This window comes from Olsenella uli (assembly GCF_901212675.1).
GTDB classification, from domain to species: Bacteria; Actinomycetota; Coriobacteriia; order Coriobacteriales; family Atopobiaceae; genus Parolsenella; species Parolsenella uli_B.
Map to the genome: position 1 here is coordinate 1 of NZ_CAAKOQ010000009.1, position 17,381 is coordinate 17,381.

The following is a 17,381-nucleotide window of genomic DNA, read 5'->3' on the forward strand; positions in this document are numbered from 1 at the left end:
CCGCGGGTGTGCAGAACGAACACGTCCCCAAATGACCCAATTGATAAGGAGAAGCAGATGCATCTTGAGTTCGAGTACGGCACGGGCAAGCTCGGCGCTGAGCTGCCCGACGACACCGACGTCTTCATTACCGGCAAGACCGTGGCCGACCCGTCGTGCCTGCCGCAGGACTGGGACAGCCTCTACGAGGCCACGCTCGACTCCATCCGCCACCCCATCGGCATGGAGCCGCTCGCCGAGCTCGCGGGTCCCGGCAAGTCGGTCGTCATCGTGATCCCCGACATCATCAAGGGCGGCACGCAGCCCACGGCGCACCGCAAGGTGGCCGTCCGCGCCTGCCTCGACGAGCTCTTCGCCAACGGCGTCCGGCACGGCGACGTCCTGCTGCTGTTCTCCAACGGCCTGCACCCGCGTACCACCACCGAGGAGGCGCTCGAGATCCTCGGCCCCGACCTCTTCAACGAGTTCTACAACACCAACCAGATCACGAGCCACGACTCGGAGGACTACGACCACCTCGTCGACCTCGGGTTCACGCCCTTCGGCGACCACGTGATCATGAACAAGTACGTCTATGACGCCGACATCGCCATCCTCATCGGCCACACGCAGGGCAACCCCTACGGCGGTTACTCGGGCGGCTACAAGCACTGCGCCACCGGCATCACGCACTGGCGCTCCATCGGCGCCCACCACGTGCCGCGCGTCATGAACCGCCCCGACTTCGTGCCCGTCTCCACCACGAGCCTCATGCGCGACAAGTTCAACCAGCAGGGCATGTACATGGAAGAGCGGATGGGCAAGAGGTTCTTCTGCTGCGACGCGGTGCTCGACACCTGGAGCCGCCAGATCGAGATCAACTCCGGCTACGCGGCCGAGATGCAGCCCATCGCCTGGAAGACGGCCGACAGGCGCACCTACGTGCACTGGGCCGAGAAGAAGTACGACATCGTGGTCATGGGCATGCCCACCAAGTACCACTACGGCGACGGCATGGGCACGAACCCCATCCAGATGATGCAGGGCGTCTCGGCCCAGGTCATCCGTCACAAGCGCATCCTCTCCGACCACTGCGTCTTCGTGATCGCGAGCTACTGCGATGGCTGGTTCCACGACGAGCGCTGGCCGTACCTGCGCGAGCAGTGGGAGCTCTGGCAGTCCGACAAGATGAACACCCTGGACGACATGATCAAGTACGGCGAGTACTTCGCCACCAACGAGGAATACATCCGCAAGTACCGCTTCGCACACGCCTTCCACCCCTTCCACGGCTTCTCGATGATGACGTGCGGTAACCTTGCGGAGAAGTACCTCTCGGCAACCTACATCGTGGGTGCCCAGAAGCCCGGCATCGCCCGCACGATGGGCCTCAAGACGCGCGCCACCTTCGAGGAGGCCATCGAGGACGCCAAGCGCAAGTACGCGGGCGACAGCCCCAACATCCTGGCCCTGCCGGGCGCCTACGTGAGCGCCGTGCCGCACCTGTGCATGAAGGACCCCGCCGAGAACAGCCACTACCGCGACGACCACCCCGCGCATCCCTGCGGCTGCTGACGGTCCCGTCGTGCGTCCGCCCCGCCCATCCCGGAGGAACCGAACCATGTCCGCCTTCACGCTCACCTGCTGCTCCACGGCCGACCGCCCCAAGTCCTTCTTCGACGCGCGCGAGATCCCCAACGCGTGCTTCCACTGGAGCGAGGGCGGCGTCGACCACCTCGACGACCTCCGCGACACCGGCGCCTCGCTCGACGAGGCCCACGCCTGGGCGCTCGCGCACCGCCTGAACGTGCACCACTGGTTCTTCTCGACCGACCCACGAGCTACGTGCGCGGAGGGCGCGTCTCGCGCCCACAGCCCTCGCCCAGACGCCCGCCGTCGTCGCCCGCGCGGCCCGAAAGGTACATAATGACTAGCTGTCGAAAGGAAGTTAGCCATGTATGACAAGGGTCCTGTGCCTGGCCGCAACGAACCATGCTGGTGCGGCAGCGGCAAGAAGTACAAGAAGTGCCACGAGCAGGAGGACGAGCGCCTTCAGGAGCTCTTCAACGACGGCCACGAGGTCCTCGTGCGCAGTCTCCTCAAGACGCCGGCCGACATCGACGGCATCAAGTACAGCGCCGAGGTGAACAAGGGCGTACTCGACTACGTGGGCGAGCGCATTGGCCCGGGGGTCTCGACGGCTCAGATTGACAAGTGGGTCTACGACTACACGGTGGCCCACGACGCCATCCCGGCGCCGCTCAACTACGAGGGCTTCCCCAAGAGCGTCTGCACCTCGATCAACGACGTGGTTTGCCACGGCATCCCGTCCGACGACGAGGTGCTCAAGGACGGCGACATCGTCAACGTCGACTGCTCCACGATTCGTAACGGCTACTTCTCCGACTCGTCGCGCATGTTCATGATCGGCGACGTCTCGCCCGAGCGCAGGAAGCTCGTCGAGGTCACCAAGGAGTCCATCCAGCGCGGCCTTGCTGCCGTGAAGCCCTGGGGCTACCTCGGCGACATGGCGCACGCCGTCCAGAGCTACGTGGAGGAGAACGGCTTCTCGGTGGTGCGCGAGTTTGGCGGCCACGGCATCGGCCGGGAGTTCCACGAGGACCCGTTCGTGGGCTTCGTGGGCGAGCCGGGCACGGGCGTGGTGCTCGCGCCGGGCATGTGCTTCACGATTGAGCCGATGGTCAACGCCGGCGGGTACGAGATCGACATGAGCGACCCCAACGGCTGGACCGTGCGCACCAAGGATGGCTCGGACTCGGCCCAGTGGGAGGTCCAGCTCGTCGTGACCGACACCGGCTACGAGCTGCTCAGCTGGTAGGGAAGGGCAATCCGGCGGCGCTGCGGGCAGGCGATGGTGCCCGGGCTGCCGTCGGCGCCTCGCCGGCCGGGCGGGTGTCGTGCTGGCCGGCCCGGCGTCCCCGAGGGGGCTGCATGGTTCCAAACATGGCCCCCCCTTGGCGCGACCGAGGGCGTCCCGCACTCCGCTCAACGCGTGGTGGCGCGGGCAAATGCTTGTTTTTCTCCTGAAGATTTATACCGGTGCGGTATGCTAGCCCGGTAACAAAGCCTAGTGGGGGTGCTGTCGATGTATCCCCAGGTGGGGGTACGCCAAGTATGACACTGCTCGACCTGCTCCATCTCATGCGAAAGCATCTGAGGGTGGTCATCGCCCTCCCCATTGTGTGCGCCATCGCAATGGGTGTCTTCAGTTTCGCCGCCATGCCTAACTCCTATACGGCGGACACCACCTTCTACGTGCTCTCCCAGCAGAGCAACTCGAACAACGCGAACTCCGCGGTCTCCGACCTCAACGCTGGCCAGATGATCGCAAACGACATCGCCACGCTCGCCAACAGCGACTTCGTGCTCGAGGACACGGCGCAGAGCCTGGGCATGCAGAGCCTCAAGGGCTACAAGGTGAGCGTCACGAGCACCACCAACTCGCGCGTCATCACGCTGTCGGTCACGGGCAAGGACGCCCAGGGCTCTGCTGACGTCGCCAACGCCGTGGCCAACAGCATCTCCAAGATCGCCAAGGACTCCATGGGCGTCGACGGCTTCAACATCATCGACGCCGCCAAGACCCCTACCGCCCCCAGCGGCCCCAACCGCGTGCTCTATACGGCCGTCGCCTTCCTGGCGGGCCTGTTCGTCGCCATTGCCGGCATCGTCCTCATCGACATGCTGAACACCAAGATCCGTGACGCCGACGACGCCGAGGAGACCCTCGGCATCCCCGTCGTCGGCCGCATGCCCACGATGAAGGCCGGGAGGTAAGCCATGCCGGGCAAGAAGAACAAGGACGCCACCTTGGCGATGCAGAACGCCGCCAAGACGCTGCTTGCCAACATCCGTTTCTCCGCCATCGACCGTCCCATCCGCACGGTCACGATGACCTCCACCCAGCCCAACGAGGGCAAGACCACGGTGGCCAACAACCTCGCCATCGCCGCCGCCACGAGCGGCCGCCGCACCATCATCGTCGAGTGCGACATGCGCCGTCGCTCGGTGGCCAACATGATCGGCGTGCACGCGCCCCACGGCCTGTGCGCCGTGCTGTCCGGCCGCGTGCGCCTCGAGGACGCGGTCGCGGCCACGAGCCAGCCCAACCTATACTTCCTCGACGTGGAGCCGGGTGTGCCCAACCTGCCCGACATCATCGCCTCCAAGCGCTTCCACAAGCTCGTGAGCGACCTCGCCAAGGCCTACGACTTCGTCATCTTCGACACGCCGCCCGTGGGCGCCTTCGTCGACGCGGCCGAGCTCGCGGGCCAGACGGACGGGACGCTCTTCGTGGTGCGCGAGAATTTCACGCGCCGCGAGCTTGCGCAGAATGCCCTCGAGCAGCTCAAGAAGGCCGGCGGCAACGTGCTGGGCTGCGTCATGAACTACTGCGAGCACACCTCCAACGACTACTACTCCTACTACTACAAGGAGAAGAAGGTCGAGCAGATCCAGGGCCTCGACCGGGTCGCCCGCGACACGCACGTCAACGCAGAGCTCGTCTCCGAGCCCGAGTACGACGGGAAGCCGGAGGCCGCCGTGCGCGCCTCCGCCCCGGCGCCCGCGCCCGCCCCTGCGAAGAAGCCCAAGCGCCGTGGCCCCTCGCCCGACGAGACCGGCGCCTTCCTCGTCGCGGCCCGCGAGTCGGCCGCCAAGCGCCACCACGCGGTGGGTGACTACACCGCCGCCGAGGCCGAGGTGCGCGCGCCCTACGCGCCGCCCGCCGGCCGCGTCGAGGCCCCCGTGCCCGCCTACGGTGCAAAGCAGCAGCGTGGCGGCTACGTGCCCAGCAAGAAGAACCCCTACGTCCGCTAACTGAGACGACGAGGACAGCGCCAGATGCGAGACATCCACTGTCACATCCTGCCTGGCGTGGACGACGGCGCCCGCGACCTGGACGAGAGCCTCCGCATGTGGGAGGCCGCCAAGGCCGTGGGCGTCACGTCCATCGTGTGCACTCCGCACTGCCGGAGCCCCTACTTCGACTACGAGAAGATGTGGAACGCCTACTACCTGCTCAAGGACCAGGTGGGAGACTTCCCGCTCTACATGGGCTTCGAGGTCAATGTGGCGAAGCTGCGCGAGCTGGGCATGGGCTGGGCCGAGCGCCTGGGCTGCCAGGGATCGAGTAACTTCCTGCTCGAGCTGCAGGTGAGCGCCACCCCGCGCGACTTCGACGAGTACGAGGGCATGATCTTCCAGCTCCAGGGCATGGGCTACACCGTCATCATCGCCCACCCCGAGCGCTACCACGCCATCCAGAAGGACATCTCGCTGGCCGAGCGCTTCGTGGACATGGGCTGCAAACTCCAGGCCTCGGCCGACTTCATCGCCGGCGGCCGCCTGGGCAAGGAGAAGCGCCCCGCCCGCAAGCTCTTCGAGGACAACCTCTACAGCTACATCGCGAGCGACGCGCACCGCGTGGAGCACTACAAGTACCTTGAGAAGGCCTGCGAGAAGTACCGCGTCCGCGGCAAGCACTTCAAGTAACCCCTCCCTGTCACATTTCCTTCCGGATGATTTGTCACATTTTCGCGTCGCGCCCCTATCGCGTGACTTCTTTTCTTCCGGATGATGTGACACATTGCCACGCAGCTCCGTTGACCTGTTATGCCTTTTCGCGGGTGGTGCCCCAGGGGGCGCCCACCCGCTTTCGGTGTCCTATCCTAGCTTGCGTAGAAAACGCCTCGTGCTCCGCGCCCGCCCCTCCGCGCGGTCGTATCCCTTGGAGGAAACCTCGCATGGACTTCTCGACCTCTTGTGTCCATCCGCCCCGTCGCGTTAAGGACGCGAAGGGCGCCATCGTGCCGCCGCTCTACCTCACCTCGTCGTTTGCGCACCCCGGCGTGGGCCAGAGCACGGGCTATGACTACTCTCGCCTGCAGAACCCCACGCGCGAGGTGCTCGAGGACACGGTGCGCGAGCTCGAGGGCGGCGACGACTGCCTCGCATTCTCCTCCGGCATGGCCGCCATCTCCTGTCTCATGGAGCTCTTCTCGCCGGGCGACAGGCTCGTGGCCTCGTGGGACCTCTATGGTGGCTCGATTCGCCTGTTCGACTCGGTAAGCGCCAAAAACGGTGTGGAGGTCAACCGCGTCGACACGACGGACCTCGACGCGGTCGCGGCCGCTCTCGAGCCGGGCGCCAAGGCGCTCTTCGTGGAGAGTCCCACCAACCCGCTCATGGCGGTCTCCGACATCCGCGCCCTGGCCGAGCTGGCCCACGGCGCGGGCGCCCTGCTCGTGGTGGACAACACCTTCCTCACGCCCTACTTCATGAACCCCATCTCGCTCGGCGCCGACGTGGTGGTCCACAGCGCCACCAAGTACCTCGCCGGCCACAACGACGTCATCGCGGGCCTGCTCGTCTCGGCCGTGCCCGAGGTCTCCGAGCGGCTGCGCTACCTCATCAAGACGATCGGCTCGGGGCTTGACCCGTTCGCGGCCTGGCTCGTGAGCCGCGGCATCAAGACGCTGCCCGTGCGCATGGAGCGCCACCAGCAGAACGCCCTGGCGCTCGCGACGTGGCTCGAGGAGCGGCCGCAGGTGCGCTACGTGCTCTACCCGGGCCTTCCCGACCATCCCGGCCACGACCTCTGCCTCGAGCAGGGACGCGGCTTTGGCGGCATGGTCACCTTTGGCGTCGACTCCGAGAAGCGCGCGCTCGACCTGCTGCGTCGCGTGCGGCTCGTCATGTTCGCCGAGAGCCTCGGCGGCACCGAGACGCTCATCACCTACCCGCTCACGCAGACGCACGCCGACGTGGCGCCCGAGGAGCTGGCCGAGAAGGGCATCGACGGCACGATGCTCAGGCTCTCCGTGGGCCTCGAGTCCGCCGATGACGTGATTGCTGACCTGGCACAGGCGCTGGCGTAGGTCTGGCAGCCCGTCTACCTCGGCCTTATTCGAACCCCATGAAGGAGTCCCATGTCAGAGGATGCGCGCTACGACTTCGACGAGGTCATCGACCGTCACGGCACCGGCTCGCTCAAGTACGACTGCGCCGAGCGCCGCGGCAAGTCCGCCGACCTTTTGCCCATGTGGGTCGCCGACATGGACTTCCGCGTTCCCGCCGAGGCCATCGAGGCGCTCGAGGAGCGCAGCCGGCACGGCATCTTTGGCTACACCGAGCCCGACGACGCCTACTTCATCGCGACGTGCGACTGGATCGAACGGCACCAGGGGTGGCGGCCCGACCCCGCCGCCTGCGTCCTGACCCCGGGCGTCGTCTTCGCGCTCGCGGCCGCCGTGCGTGCCTTCACCGAGCCGGGGGAGGCCGTCGTCATCCAGCCGCCGGTCTACTACCCGTTCAAGGAGGTCATCGAGGACAACGGGCGCGTCGTCGCCCGCGCGCCGCTCTCGTACGAGGGCGGCCGCTACGCTTTTGACGTCGCAGCGTTCGAGCGGGTGGTCGAGGAGTCCGGCGCCACGCTCTTCCTGCTCTGCAACCCCCACAACCCCGTGGGTCGCGTGTGGTCGGAAGGGGAGCTCCGCGCCCTCGGCGACGTGTGCCTCGCGCATGGCGTGACGGTGGTCTCCGACGAGATCCACGCTGACTTTGCCTGGCCGGGGCACGTGCACACCTCGTTTGCCTCGCTTGGCGACGAGTATGCGAGGCGCGCCGTCATCTGCACCTCGCCGGGCAAGACGTTCAACCTCGCCGGCCTGCAGGACTCCAACATCTTCGTGCCCAACGCGAGTCTGCGCCGTCGCCTCATGCATGCGGTGGCGTCTGCGGGCTACAGCCAGATGAACACGATGGGGCTCGTGGCCGGCAGGGCCTGCTACGAGCACGGCGAGTCGTGGTACGCGCAGATGAAGGCCTACGTCTGGGAGAACATCCGCTTCTGCGACGCCTACCTGCGCGAGCATGCGCCGGCCCTGCGCGTGGTCATGCCCGAGAGCACCTACCTCGTGTGGGTTGACTGCCGCTCACTTGGGCTCGACAACGCGCAGCTCCACGAGCTGGTCGAGGACAGGGCTCGTCTCTGGGTGGACTTCGGTGACATCTTCGGGCCCGAGGGCGAGGGTTTCATCCGCCTGAACGTCGCCTGCCCACGTTCGGTCCTCGAGCGGGCCCTCTCCCAGCTCTCCTCCGCCGCCGTCACATTTCCTTCCGTATGATTTGTCACACTTCTGGGATGCCGACCTGTCGGCTGTCTTGTCTCTGGTGCTGAGCACTACCGCTCGCCGATCCGTGAGCCCGCTTGCCGGAACCTTACTTGACCGCCATCTGCCCTCGCGTATAACCATCCCACCAACCACGACGGGGGAGGCGGCATGGGGTACCGGCGAAGGCGTCAGTGCGAGTCCCAGATCTATCACGTCATGGCGAGGGGCGTGGGCAGGATGCTCCTGTTCGAGGACGACGCGGACAGGTCACGCTACCTGTCGTTTCTCGACGACGCGTTGAGCAGGCACGACCTTGACGTGCTGGCATGGTGCCTGATGGACAACCACATCCACCTGCTCGTGCGTGGCCAGCTCGAGCGCGTGGCAAAGGTCATGCAACTGGCCGGGCGCTCGTACGCGCTCTACTTCAACAGGCGCCACGACCATGTCGGCCACCTTTTCCAGGGGAGATATGCCAGCAAGCCCATCGAGGGCAACGAGCGCCTGCTCACGGTCGTTCGCTACATCCACCAGAACCCAATCGAGTCCGGCGCCTCCGAGAGCTGCCACTATTCCTGGAGCAGCTACGGTGCCTACCTGGGACTCCCTCACTGTGCGCCAAGGCGCTTCGACGAGACGGCGGTCCTTGGGCTTCTGGGGAGCGAGGCCGAGTTTCGTCGGTTCCACGAGCTGCCTGGGAGCTCGTTTGCGGCGACGGCGCGCCATCGTCCAACGTCGTCGATGAGCATGGAGGCGGCCGCAGCCGTGCTCCGCGGCGTCTTGGGCGAGGTGGGCATCGGGGAGGTGCCTCTGCATGACAAGGCCGCGCGCGACGCGATCATCGTCGAGCTTCGTGCCCGGGGGCTCTCGATACGCCAGGTCGAGCGCCTGACCGGCATCGGCCGGGGCATCGTCTCACGCGCGGACGGGCGGCTTGCAGACGAGTAGGCACCCTGTCTGACCTCGCGTGCCGCCCGTCTCGGTCTTCGGGATGTGACAAATCATACGGAAGAAAGCGTGACAGCTAGCGGCGGTTGGCGAGCCAGAGGCGGTCGAGGCCGCGCAGGGTGAGGGTGCCGTCGACGGTGACGTCGTGCCTGAGCAGCGCCGACATGGTGTCTGCGAAGTTGCCGGTCACGACGACGGGCGCCTCTTGCCCGAGCTCCGCGAAGACGAGGTCGATGAGCCCATCGATACGCGCCGCCTCGCCGAGCACCACGCCCGACTGAATGGCCGTCCGCGTGTTCTTGCCAATCGCCTGCGCGGGCGCGCGGAGTTCCACCGTGGGCAGGCGCGCGGCGGCCCGGGCGAGCGAGGCCGCGCCAAGAGCCACGCCCGGCGCGATGATGCCGCCGGCAAACGCGCCCTCCGCGTCGACGACCTCGAAGTTCGTCGTGGTTCCCAGGTCGACGGCGACGACGGGGGCGCCGTAGGTCTCGCGCGCGGCCACGACGTCGGCCACGCGGTCCGAGCCCACCTCGGCGGGGTCGTCGTAGCGCATGCGCACGCCGGTCTTGAGGCCCGGGCCCACCACGAGCGTGCGGCCGGGGCACTCCGCGACCAGTGCCCGGCACCAGGCGTCTGCCAGCGCAGGCACCACGCAGGAGATGATCGCGTCGCCGGGCACGTCGAGCGCGAGCATGCCGAGCGCCTCGCGGACGCACAGGCGCGCCTCGTCGGGCGTGATGCGCGCGGGCGTGGTGTGCTCGAAGGTCCCAAGCAGGCGGTCCTCCTCGAAGATGCCGAGATGCGTGCTCGTGTTGCCCACGTCGACGGCGAGCACGCGCTGCGGCGCGCCTCCCGCCTGTCTCGGCGCGCCGACCCTCTGCGTGCGCGCGCTGTCCTGCCCGGTTGTCGTGGCTTCCATGGATTGCCTGGCCCTTCTCGGAAAAGTGTGACAAATCATCCGGAAGATAATGTGACAAATCATCCGGAAGGGGTGTCACACCGACTATACTCGACGCGTCCGTTCCGTAACCCGACTTCCCACGAGGGGAAGCGGATATACGAAGGAGTACATATGAGCACGTCCAGCGACCGCGCCCAGGCGTGCGGGCAGCTGAGCCCCGTCGGCATTGCCATCGGGGTCGTCGGCTGCGTCGTCATCACGGCCTCCTCGGTCTACACGGCCCTCAAGATGGGCTCCCTGCCCTGGCCGACCATCTTCACCTCCATCACGGCCCTCGTGCTGTTGCGCGCCTTTGGCCACAGGAGCCTGAACGAGGCCAACATCACCCAGATCGTCATGTCCGCCGGCTCCATGGTGGCCGGAGGCCTCGCCTTCACCATCCCCGGCATCTGGATGCTGGGCCTCGCCGACCACACGAGCATGGCCGAGATGCTCTTCGTGGCGCTTGCCGGCACGCTTCTGGGCCTCGTCTGCACGGCCCTCATCCGCAGGCGCTTCGTGGCCGAGAGCGATCTCGAGTACCCCATCGGCACGGCCGCGGCCGAGACGCTCGCCGCCACCACCTCGCGCGGCGGCACGGGCAAGAAGCTCTTCCTCTCGATGGGGATTGCCGGCGTCTACAGCGTGCTGCGCGACGTTCTCGGCGTGGTGCCGCAGATGCTTCTGGCCCTGCCCATCCCGGGCGTCACGTTTGGCATCTACAACTCGCCGATGATGCTCTCGGTGGGATTCCTCGTGGGATTCGGCGCGCTCGCGTTTGCCATGGCGGGCGCCGTCTTTGCCAACTTCGGCCTGGTCGTGGGCGGCACCGCTGCGGGTCTCTGGGACGTGGCCACGGCCGGCGGCATCGTCAAGAGCCTTGGCATGGGCCTCATGATGGGCTCGGGCCTGGGCGTGGTGCTCAAGGACATCCTGCCCGCGCTCGTGCGCATGGCACAGGGCAGGGACGATGTCCACGCGGGCTCGGGCGAGGGCTCCGGCACCGCTTCCGAAGGCAAGGACTCCGCCGCCGCTGCGTCCGGCGAGAGGGGAGGCCTCTTCGCCGACCTCACCGGCCGCTACGACGCCGGCGTGCTCGCCCTCATGGTGGCCGCGGCCGCGTTCGTCATCTGCCTGGGGCTCGGTCTCAGCCCGCTCGTGGCCGTCGTCATCATCCTGTTGTCGTTCGTGACCACCATCATGAGCGCGCAGTCGGTGGGCCAGACCGGCATCGACCCGATGGAGATCTTCGGCCTCATCGTCCTGCTCATCGTGGCCGTCATCTCCCAGACGCCTCCCGTGAGGCTCTTCTTCGTGGCTGCCCTTCTACATGCCGCTCTCGATGTTCGTGGGTTCCGTCCTGAAGCTCGTGTTCGACCACTTTGCCCGTAAGGCCGGCGTGGACGAGCAGGCCGAGCAGGAGACCGGCATCGTGTGCGCGAGCGGCCTGCTCGGCGGCGAGTCCATCGTGGGCGTCATCATTGCGCTCGTGAGCGTGGCAACGGGCCTCGCGGGGTAGCGGTGCCGTGCCTCGGGGGTGCGTAGGGTGGCGCCGCGCCTTCGCCCATACTGGCGCCGTTGCGCCCACCCCACGCCGGTGCCGCCTCCACTCCACTACACTAGGTCCCATGAGATACGCGCGCATCGTTCCGGACATAGCCGCCCGCGCCATCGACGGGTGCTTTGACTACGCAGTGTCCCCCGAGCTGGCCGAGACCTGCCTCGTGGGGTGCTGCGTCCTTGTGAGCTTTGGCCACCGCGACGTGGTGGGTTACGTGGTGGGGCTTGCCGATGAGCCCGCGGCCGGCGTGGACCGGGCGCGCGTGCAGCCGGTGAGGTCCGTCCTCGCGGCCCCCTCCTTCGACGAGGTGGGCGCTCGCCTCGCGTCCTGGATTGCCCGCGAGTACGCAGCGCCGCTCGCCGTGTGCCTGCGCCTCATGCTGCCACCCGGCCAGACCATGCGCGTCACGCGCGAGGAGGGCGGCGACTGGACGCTCGTGGCCGAGCGCGCCAAGGCCGTCGACGACCGCTGGGTATCGCTCACCGACGAGGGCCGGGCGTTTCGGCCCCGTGCCAACGCCAAGCGCCAGCAGCGCGTCATCGAGGCGCTCAGCGCGGGCCCGCAGCGCGTGGCGGAGCTCTCGGCGCTCGTGCCGGGGGCGGGCTCCGTGGTGTCGGCCCTGCTCAAGCGTGGTGTGGCCGCCGTGGAGCACCGCCGGCGCGTGCGTGGCTCGGCAGACGCGGCGTCAACGCTCTCGAGCGCGCGGGCGCCGCGGCCGGCTCGCCTTACGGACGGCCAGGAGGCTGCGCTCGCCGCCATCGCCCGGGCGGCAGACGCGCGAGTCGGCGACGTCGTGCTCGTCGACGGCGTCACGGGCTCGGGCAAGACTGAGGTCTACCTCGACGCCATCGAGCGCGAGCTTTCGCGCGGGCGCGGTGCCATCGTGCTTGTCCCCGAGATCTCGCTCACGGCGCAGACGGTGGGGCGCTTTCGTAGCCGCTTCGGAGACGACGTGGCCATCCTGCACTCGCGCCTCTCGACTGGCGAGCGCTTCGACCAGTGGGACATGGTCCGCGAGGGCCGTGCCCACGTGGTGGTGGGCGCGCGCTCGGCGCTCTTTGCCCCGCTCGCCAACGTGGGTCTCGTCATCGTGGACGAGGAGCACGAGGGCAGCTACAAGCAGGACCAGGCCCCGCGCTATCACGCTCGCGAGGCGGCGGCCGAGCTCGCGCGCCTGCGGGGCGCCGCACTCGTGCTGGGATCGGCAACCCCGTCGCTCGAGAGCCTCGAGCGCTGCCGCAGGGGCAGCTGGCGCGGGGTCTCGTGGATGCGCGTCGAGATGCCCGAGCGACCCGGCGGCGCCGTCCTGCCGCACGTGCGCGTGGTGGACATGCGCCGCGAGTTCGCCGCCAAGAACGGCTCGATCTTCTCGCGCGCGCTCAGAGACGCCCTGCTCGGGATGGTCGAGCGCCGCGAGAAGGCGGTGCTTCTGCTCAACCGCCGCGGGTTCGCGAGCTTCCTCATGTGCCGCGAGTGCGGCTGCGTGCCCACGTGCACGCACTGCTCCACGGCGCTCACGTACCACGAGCGCACGCACAGCCTCGTGTGCCACAGCTGCGGGCGCTCATGGCCGGTGCGCGCCTACCCGGACCCGTCGACGCGCTGCCCCAGCTGCGGGAGCCGCTATCTCGCGCAGTTCGGCGTGGGCACGCAGCGCGTGGAGGACGAGCTGGGGATGCTGCTTGCCGGCAAGGGCGTCGACGTCATCCGGATGGACGCGGACACCACGGCCACCAAGGGCGCCCACACGCGCCTGCTCGAGCGCTTCGACGCGAGCGAGTGCGCGGTGCTCGTGGGCACGCAGATGATTGCCAAGGGGCTCGACTTTCCCGAGGTCACGCTCGTGGGCGTCGTGAACGCCGACACCACGCTCAAGTTGCCGGACTTTCGCGCGGCGGAGCGCACGTATCACCTGCTCGAGCAGGTGGCGGGCCGTGCCGGCAGGGGAGAGCGGCCGGGCGAGGTCGTCATCCAGACGTACTGGGCCACGCACCCGGCCATCGCGGCGGTGGCCACGCACGAGCGCGCGGCCTTCGAACGCTTCGAGCTGGCGCAGCGGCGCGAGGCCTACTACCCGCCGTTCTCGCGGGTGGCGAACGTGGTGGTGAGCGGCGTGTCCGAGACCTGCGTGCGGGGTCGCGCGCGGGCGATGGCCGAGGCCGTGCGCCGGGAGGTGGCGGGCGTGGATGGCGCTGCCCACGGAGGGCGTGTGACGGTGCGCGGCGATGAGCCATATACCTGCATGTTATTGACTGATGCGCCTGAGATGCCCGAGCTGTCCGAGCTCCCCGAAGGCTGGGAGGTGCTCGGCCCCTCGGAGTGCGTGAAGGGTCGGGTCAAGGACCGCCACCGCTGGCACCTCATCGTGAAGGCCCCGCCCGAGGTGGCGCTTGGCCCGGTGCTGTCCGCGGCCGCCGGCTCGCTTCCCGCCGACCGACGCACCACCATGGCCATCGACGTGGACGCCTACGACTTCATGTAGGGGTGTGGTTGCTCGCGGCGGTGCCTTGCCGGGTGCGAGTTCGTGGCCCCTGGTCTCGGCACCTGTCGGCCGACGGCCAGGTACGACCCTCGTTGCTCCCGGTTTGACCCGGTGGCTGCCGGCCAGTACGGTCCCCGTCGCCCCCGGTTGGCCTCGACAGCTGCCGGCCATGCGCCGCCGCCGCGCCGGGATGTGACAAATCATCCGGAAGGAAATGTGACAAATCATCCGGAAGGAAATGTGAGAGGCGGGGCCCTTGGTATCATAGAGAGCTGCTTGAACTCTAGAGAAGGAGCCCCATGAGCGCCGTTTCCGATATCGTCCTCACGCCGGATCCCCGGCTCACCGAGATGTGCCAGCCCATCGACAAGATCGACGGCAAGGTGCGCGCGCTGGCCAGGCGCATGCTCAAGGACATGTACGCCGCCGAGGGGTGCGGACTTGCCGCCCCGCAGGTGGGCGAGCTCGTGCGCCTCGTCGTCATCGACGTCGACTACGACGGCGAGAACCCCAAGACCAAGAACCCCTACGTGCTCGTCAACCCCAAGGTCATCGCCGCCGACGGCGACCCGCGCCCCTTCAACGAGGGGTGCCTGTCGTTCCCGGGCATATCGGTCGAGGTCACGCGCCCAAGCCACGTCATCGTGCAGGCGATGGACCTCGACGGGGACCTGCTGCAGTACGAGGCCGAGAACAACCTCCTGGCCGTGTGCCTGCAGCACGAGATCGACCACCTGAACGGCGTCACCATGGTCGACCACCTTTCGCCGACAAAGCGCCTCCAGGCCCTGCGCGCTTGCGAGCAGGCCATCGAGGCCGGTGCCCGTCCCGGCGAGACGTCGACCAACTAGCAGCGAGGAGGCCCGCATGCGCGTCATCTTCATGGGAACGCCCGAGTTTGCCGTGCCGTCGCTCGTCGCGCTCGACGAGGCGTATGACGTCGTTGGCGTGGTGACACGCCCGGACGCGGTGCGCGGGCGCGGCAAGCGCCTTGAGCCGAGCCCCGTCAAGGCCGAGGCCCAGGCCCGTGACCTGCGTGTCATTGAGACCAACCGCATAACGCCCGAGGTCCTGGGCGAGCTCTCCGGGTTGGGCGCCGACATCGTGTGCGTGGCGGCCTACGGCTGCATCCTGCCCGACTCGGTGCTCGCCATGGCGCCCCTGGGCTGCGTGAACGTGCACGCGTCGCTCCTGCCGCGCTGGCGCGGCGCCGCCCCCGTTCAGCGGGCCGTCCTCGCCGGCGACGAGCGCGCGGGCGTCTCGATCATGCGCGTGGTGCACGAGCTCGACGCGGGTGCCTTCTGCGCGCAGGCCTCCACGGAGGTGGCCGACAAGCCCTGCGCCCAGCTCATGGCCGAGGTGGCCGAGCTTGGTGCGCGGGCCCTCGTGAGCTCGCTTGCCGACATCGAGGCGGGCCGGGCCACGTGGACCGAGCAGGACGCGTCGCTCGTCACCTATGCCCACAAGGTCGAGAAGGCCGAGATGCGCCTCGACGTCGCGGACGGCTGGCTCGAGAACGCTCGAAGGGTGCAGGCCTCGACCGATGCCGCGCCGGCTCGCTGCGTGGTGGGCGGCAGGGGACTGCGCGTGCTGCGCGCGGCCGCGGCGGGCGAGTCCGTGGCGGCCGGCGACGTGCGCGTCGCGCGTGGGCGCGTGCTGCTGGGGTGTGCCGACGGCGCGCTCGAGCTGCTCGAGGTCAAGCCCGACGGCAAGCGCGAGATGGACGCCCGCTCCTGGGCCGCCGGCCTGCGCGGCGACAAGATTCGCTGGGAGCGTGGCTAGATGGCCGTCGCGAGCCCCGCGCGCACCACGGCGCTCCACCTGCTCGGCATTCAGCGCAGACGCTCCGGACGCGCCCGCGACCTTCTACGCGGCGCTCAGGAGATGCGCTCGCTCGGGTCGCGCGGCAAGGCCCTCGCGACCCGGCTCGTGCTGGGCGTGAACGCCGCCGTCGGCGAGCTCGACTGGCGCATCGACGGCTTTGCCGCCAAGCCTGGCCAGCTCGAGCCACGCGTTCGTGACGCCCTCAGGCTCTCGGCCTTCGAGCTGCTCTACCTCGAGACGCCGCGCCAGGTGGCCGCGAGCCAGGGCGTCGAGCTGGTCCGAAGCGTGCAGCCGCGCGCCGCGCGCATGGCAAATGCCGTGCTCAGGCGCATTGCCGACTGCCGGGGCGAGGTCGACGCGGCGCGGGTGGCGGTGGGCGCGATGGCCGAGGGTGGCCCGGTCGCCTCGACTGACGACCTCTGCCGCGCCTCTGGCTATCCCGCCTGGCTCGCGAGGCGTCTCGTCGCTGACCTGGGAGCCGAGCGCGCGGCGCTCGCGTGCCTCTGCGCGCTCGAGGCGGGTCCCGTCTACGTCGCGTGCGGGCGCATGGACGCCAATGAGCCCGAGGTGGCGGCCAGGCTCGAGGACTTGGGGCTTGCCGTCTCGCCCGACGGGCTTCCCGGCTCGTGGGAGCTTGGCGGGGCGGCCGGCCTCGCCGCGAGCGGCCTGCTCGAGCGCTCCGACGTCGTGGCCTCGGACCTCGCGGCCCAGGTGGTGTGTCGCGTGGCTGCGCCCGCGCGCGGTCGCGTGCTCGAGGTCGGGCAGGGTCGGGGCACCAAGTCGCTGCTGCTTGCGCGGGCGATGGGGGAGGGCGTGGCCGAGGACGACGCCCATCCCGAGCTGTGGGTCGTCGGCTGCGAGGTCGTGACGTCCAAGGTCGAGTCGTGCGTTGCTCGCATGGGCCGCGCCGGGCTTGCTGGCGTCGTGACCAGCGTCTCGTTCGACGCGACGCGTCTGGCTGAGCGAGACGTACCCGCCGGGCTTGTAGGCCCGTTCGAGACGGTGCTTGTCGACGCACCCTGCTCGGGCACGGGCACGATGCGCCGCCATCCCGAGATTCCCTGGCTCCTCGACCCCGAGGCGCTCGCGCCATCCGCGGAGGGGTCGCTGCCGGCCCTGCAGCTCCGGATGCTCTCGGCCGCCGCGTCGCGCGTGGCGCCGGGAGGCGAGCTCGTCTACGCGACATGCTCGGTGCTTGCCGTCGAGAACGAGGGCGTGGTGCGCGCGTTTCTCGAGAGTCCCGCAGGTGCCGGGTTCGAGCGGGCCGACGTGCTCGACGCCGCGGGCGTGCGCTCCCTTCCCGAGGCCGGCCGCGCCATCGTCGCCGTGAACCGCACGGAGACGGGCGCGTTCCAGTCGTCTCCCGCGCCGGGTAGCTACGACGGCCACTTCTGCGCCCGCCTCTGCCGCACAAGCTAGCCAGCTGGCGACCGCGCTCCTCTCGCGGGCGGCTCACGCTTCCCGCTCCTCAGCCTGGCCTTACCGCCCCCGACCCTTCCAGCTCCGCCCCCG

At 68.7% G+C, this 17,381-nt stretch carries 16 protein-coding genes; 15 read left to right on the plus strand and 1 reads right to left on the minus strand.

The features are described 5' to 3' along the window. Nucleotides 1–57: 57 nt before the first annotated feature. The 9 genes from EFAMC1_RS00650 to EFAMC1_RS00690 all read left to right on the plus strand — a co-directional run bounded on the left by EFAMC1_RS00650 (nt 58) and on the right by EFAMC1_RS00690 (nt 9,062). On the plus strand, nt 58–1,554 hold the full coding sequence (locus tag EFAMC1_RS00650) for a lactate racemase domain-containing protein (protein WP_154052418.1): 1,497 nt from the start codon (nt 58–60) through the stop codon (nt 1,552–1,554). A gap of 46 nt (nt 1,555–1,600) precedes the next feature. Further along, nucleotides 1,601–1,906, plus strand: a complete 306-nt coding sequence (locus EFAMC1_RS00655; protein ID WP_154052419.1) for a hypothetical protein — start codon at nt 1,601–1,603, stop codon at nt 1,904–1,906. A gap of 27 nt (nt 1,907–1,933) precedes the next feature. Next, complete coding sequence (gene map / locus EFAMC1_RS00660) at nt 1,934–2,818, plus strand: type I methionyl aminopeptidase (RefSeq protein ID WP_154052420.1); 885 nt, start codon at nt 1,934–1,936, stop codon at nt 2,816–2,818. A gap of 296 nt (nt 2,819–3,114) precedes the next feature. Continuing rightward, entirely contained in the window at nt 3,115–3,777 is a 663-nt protein-coding gene (locus EFAMC1_RS00665; RefSeq protein WP_154052421.1) for a YveK family protein, read from the plus strand. A gap of 3 nt (nt 3,778–3,780) precedes the next feature. Then, complete coding sequence (locus tag EFAMC1_RS00670; protein WP_154052422.1) at nt 3,781–4,818, plus strand: CpsD/CapB family tyrosine-protein kinase; 1,038 nt, start codon at nt 3,781–3,783, stop codon at nt 4,816–4,818. 24 nt (nt 4,819–4,842) lie between these two features. Next, nucleotides 4,843–5,493 (plus strand): tyrosine-protein phosphatase, encoded by a 651-nt coding sequence (locus EFAMC1_RS00675; protein WP_154052423.1) that lies wholly within the window; start codon nt 4,843–4,845, stop codon nt 5,491–5,493. A 251-nt stretch (nt 5,494–5,744) separates the two neighbouring features. Continuing rightward, nucleotides 5,745–6,878, plus strand: a complete 1,134-nt coding sequence (locus EFAMC1_RS00680) for a trans-sulfuration enzyme family protein (RefSeq protein WP_154052424.1) — start codon at nt 5,745–5,747, stop codon at nt 6,876–6,878. Between the two features lie 51 nt (nt 6,879–6,929). Beyond that, nucleotides 6,930–8,126 (plus strand): MalY/PatB family protein, encoded by a 1,197-nt coding sequence (locus EFAMC1_RS00685; RefSeq protein WP_154052425.1) that lies wholly within the window; start codon nt 6,930–6,932, stop codon nt 8,124–8,126. Between the two features lie 156 nt (nt 8,127–8,282). Continuing rightward, nucleotides 8,283–9,062 (plus strand): transposase, encoded by a 780-nt coding sequence (locus EFAMC1_RS00690; RefSeq protein ID WP_154052426.1) that lies wholly within the window; start codon nt 8,283–8,285, stop codon nt 9,060–9,062. Between the two features lie 76 nt (nt 9,063–9,138). On the opposite strand, the gene EFAMC1_RS00695 is transcribed toward EFAMC1_RS00690, so the two are convergent. Further along, a complete protein-coding gene (locus tag EFAMC1_RS00695; protein ID WP_154052427.1) occupies nt 9,139–9,981 on the minus strand; it encodes a type III pantothenate kinase in 843 nt (280 codons plus the stop codon). Nucleotides 9,982–10,134: 153 nt separating this feature from the next. Here EFAMC1_RS00695 and EFAMC1_RS00700 point away from each other — a divergent pair, with 153 nt between their 5' ends. The 6 genes from EFAMC1_RS00700 to EFAMC1_RS00720 all read left to right on the plus strand — a co-directional run bounded on the left by EFAMC1_RS00700 (nt 10,135) and on the right by EFAMC1_RS00720 (nt 17,288). Beyond that, nucleotides 10,135–11,394 (plus strand): OPT/YSL family transporter, encoded by a 1,260-nt coding sequence (locus EFAMC1_RS00700; protein WP_315984861.1) that lies wholly within the window; start codon nt 10,135–10,137, stop codon nt 11,392–11,394. Next, nucleotides 11,345–11,521 carry a hypothetical protein gene (locus EFAMC1_RS11335; RefSeq protein ID WP_315984862.1) on the plus strand — a complete coding sequence of 59 codons (177 nt, stop codon included), beginning with the start codon at nt 11,345–11,347 and terminating at the stop codon, nt 11,519–11,521. Before EFAMC1_RS00700 ends, EFAMC1_RS11335 begins: the two co-directional genes overlap by 50 nt. A gap of 109 nt (nt 11,522–11,630) precedes the next feature. Beyond that, the gene (gene priA, locus EFAMC1_RS00705) at nt 11,631–14,045 is read left to right on the plus strand and encodes a primosomal protein N' (protein WP_154052428.1); all 2,415 of its coding nucleotides are present in this window, start codon (nt 11,631–11,633) and stop codon (nt 14,043–14,045) included. 299 nt (nt 14,046–14,344) lie between these two features. Continuing rightward, nucleotides 14,345–14,896, plus strand: coding sequence for a peptide deformylase (gene def, locus EFAMC1_RS00710; RefSeq protein WP_154052429.1), 552 nt, complete (start codon nt 14,345–14,347; stop codon nt 14,894–14,896). A gap of 16 nt (nt 14,897–14,912) precedes the next feature. After that, entirely contained in the window at nt 14,913–15,827 is a 915-nt protein-coding gene (fmt, locus tag EFAMC1_RS00715; protein ID WP_154052430.1) for a methionyl-tRNA formyltransferase, read from the plus strand. Continuing rightward, entirely contained in the window at nt 15,828–17,288 is a 1,461-nt protein-coding gene (locus tag EFAMC1_RS00720) for an RsmB/NOP family class I SAM-dependent RNA methyltransferase (protein ID WP_154052431.1), read from the plus strand. The last annotated feature ends 93 nt before the right edge of the window (nt 17,289–17,381 follow it).

Coding starts and splice junctions, on each gene's coding strand:
- EFAMC1_RS00700 (WP_315984861.1), top strand. CDS start 10,135: ATGAGCACGTCCAGCGACCGCGCCCAGGCGTGCGGGCAGCTGAGCCCC.
- EFAMC1_RS00690 (WP_154052426.1), top strand. CDS start 8,283: ATGGGGTACCGGCGAAGGCGTCAGTGCGAGTCCCAGATCTATCACGTC.
- def (WP_154052429.1), top strand. CDS start 14,345: ATGAGCGCCGTTTCCGATATCGTCCTCACGCCGGATCCCCGGCTCACC.
- priA (WP_154052428.1), top strand. CDS start 11,631: ATGAGATACGCGCGCATCGTTCCGGACATAGCCGCCCGCGCCATCGAC.
- EFAMC1_RS00680 (WP_154052424.1), top strand. CDS start 5,745: ATGGACTTCTCGACCTCTTGTGTCCATCCGCCCCGTCGCGTTAAGGAC.
- EFAMC1_RS00655 (WP_154052419.1), top strand. CDS start 1,601: ATGTCCGCCTTCACGCTCACCTGCTGCTCCACGGCCGACCGCCCCAAG.
- EFAMC1_RS00665 (WP_154052421.1), top strand. CDS start 3,115: ATGACACTGCTCGACCTGCTCCATCTCATGCGAAAGCATCTGAGGGTG.
- fmt (WP_154052430.1), top strand. CDS start 14,913: ATGCGCGTCATCTTCATGGGAACGCCCGAGTTTGCCGTGCCGTCGCTC.
- EFAMC1_RS00675 (WP_154052423.1), top strand. CDS start 4,843: ATGCGAGACATCCACTGTCACATCCTGCCTGGCGTGGACGACGGCGCC.
- EFAMC1_RS00695 (WP_154052427.1), bottom strand. CDS start 9,981: ATGGAAGCCACGACAACCGGGCAGGACAGCGCGCGCACGCAGAGGGTC.
- EFAMC1_RS00650 (WP_154052418.1), top strand. CDS start 58: ATGCATCTTGAGTTCGAGTACGGCACGGGCAAGCTCGGCGCTGAGCTG.
- EFAMC1_RS00670 (WP_154052422.1), top strand. CDS start 3,781: ATGCCGGGCAAGAAGAACAAGGACGCCACCTTGGCGATGCAGAACGCC.
- EFAMC1_RS00720 (WP_154052431.1), top strand. CDS start 15,828: ATGGCCGTCGCGAGCCCCGCGCGCACCACGGCGCTCCACCTGCTCGGC.
- EFAMC1_RS00685 (WP_154052425.1), top strand. CDS start 6,930: ATGTCAGAGGATGCGCGCTACGACTTCGACGAGGTCATCGACCGTCAC.
- map (WP_154052420.1), top strand. CDS start 1,934: ATGTATGACAAGGGTCCTGTGCCTGGCCGCAACGAACCATGCTGGTGC.
- EFAMC1_RS11335 (WP_315984862.1), top strand. CDS start 11,345: ATGTTCGTGGGTTCCGTCCTGAAGCTCGTGTTCGACCACTTTGCCCGT.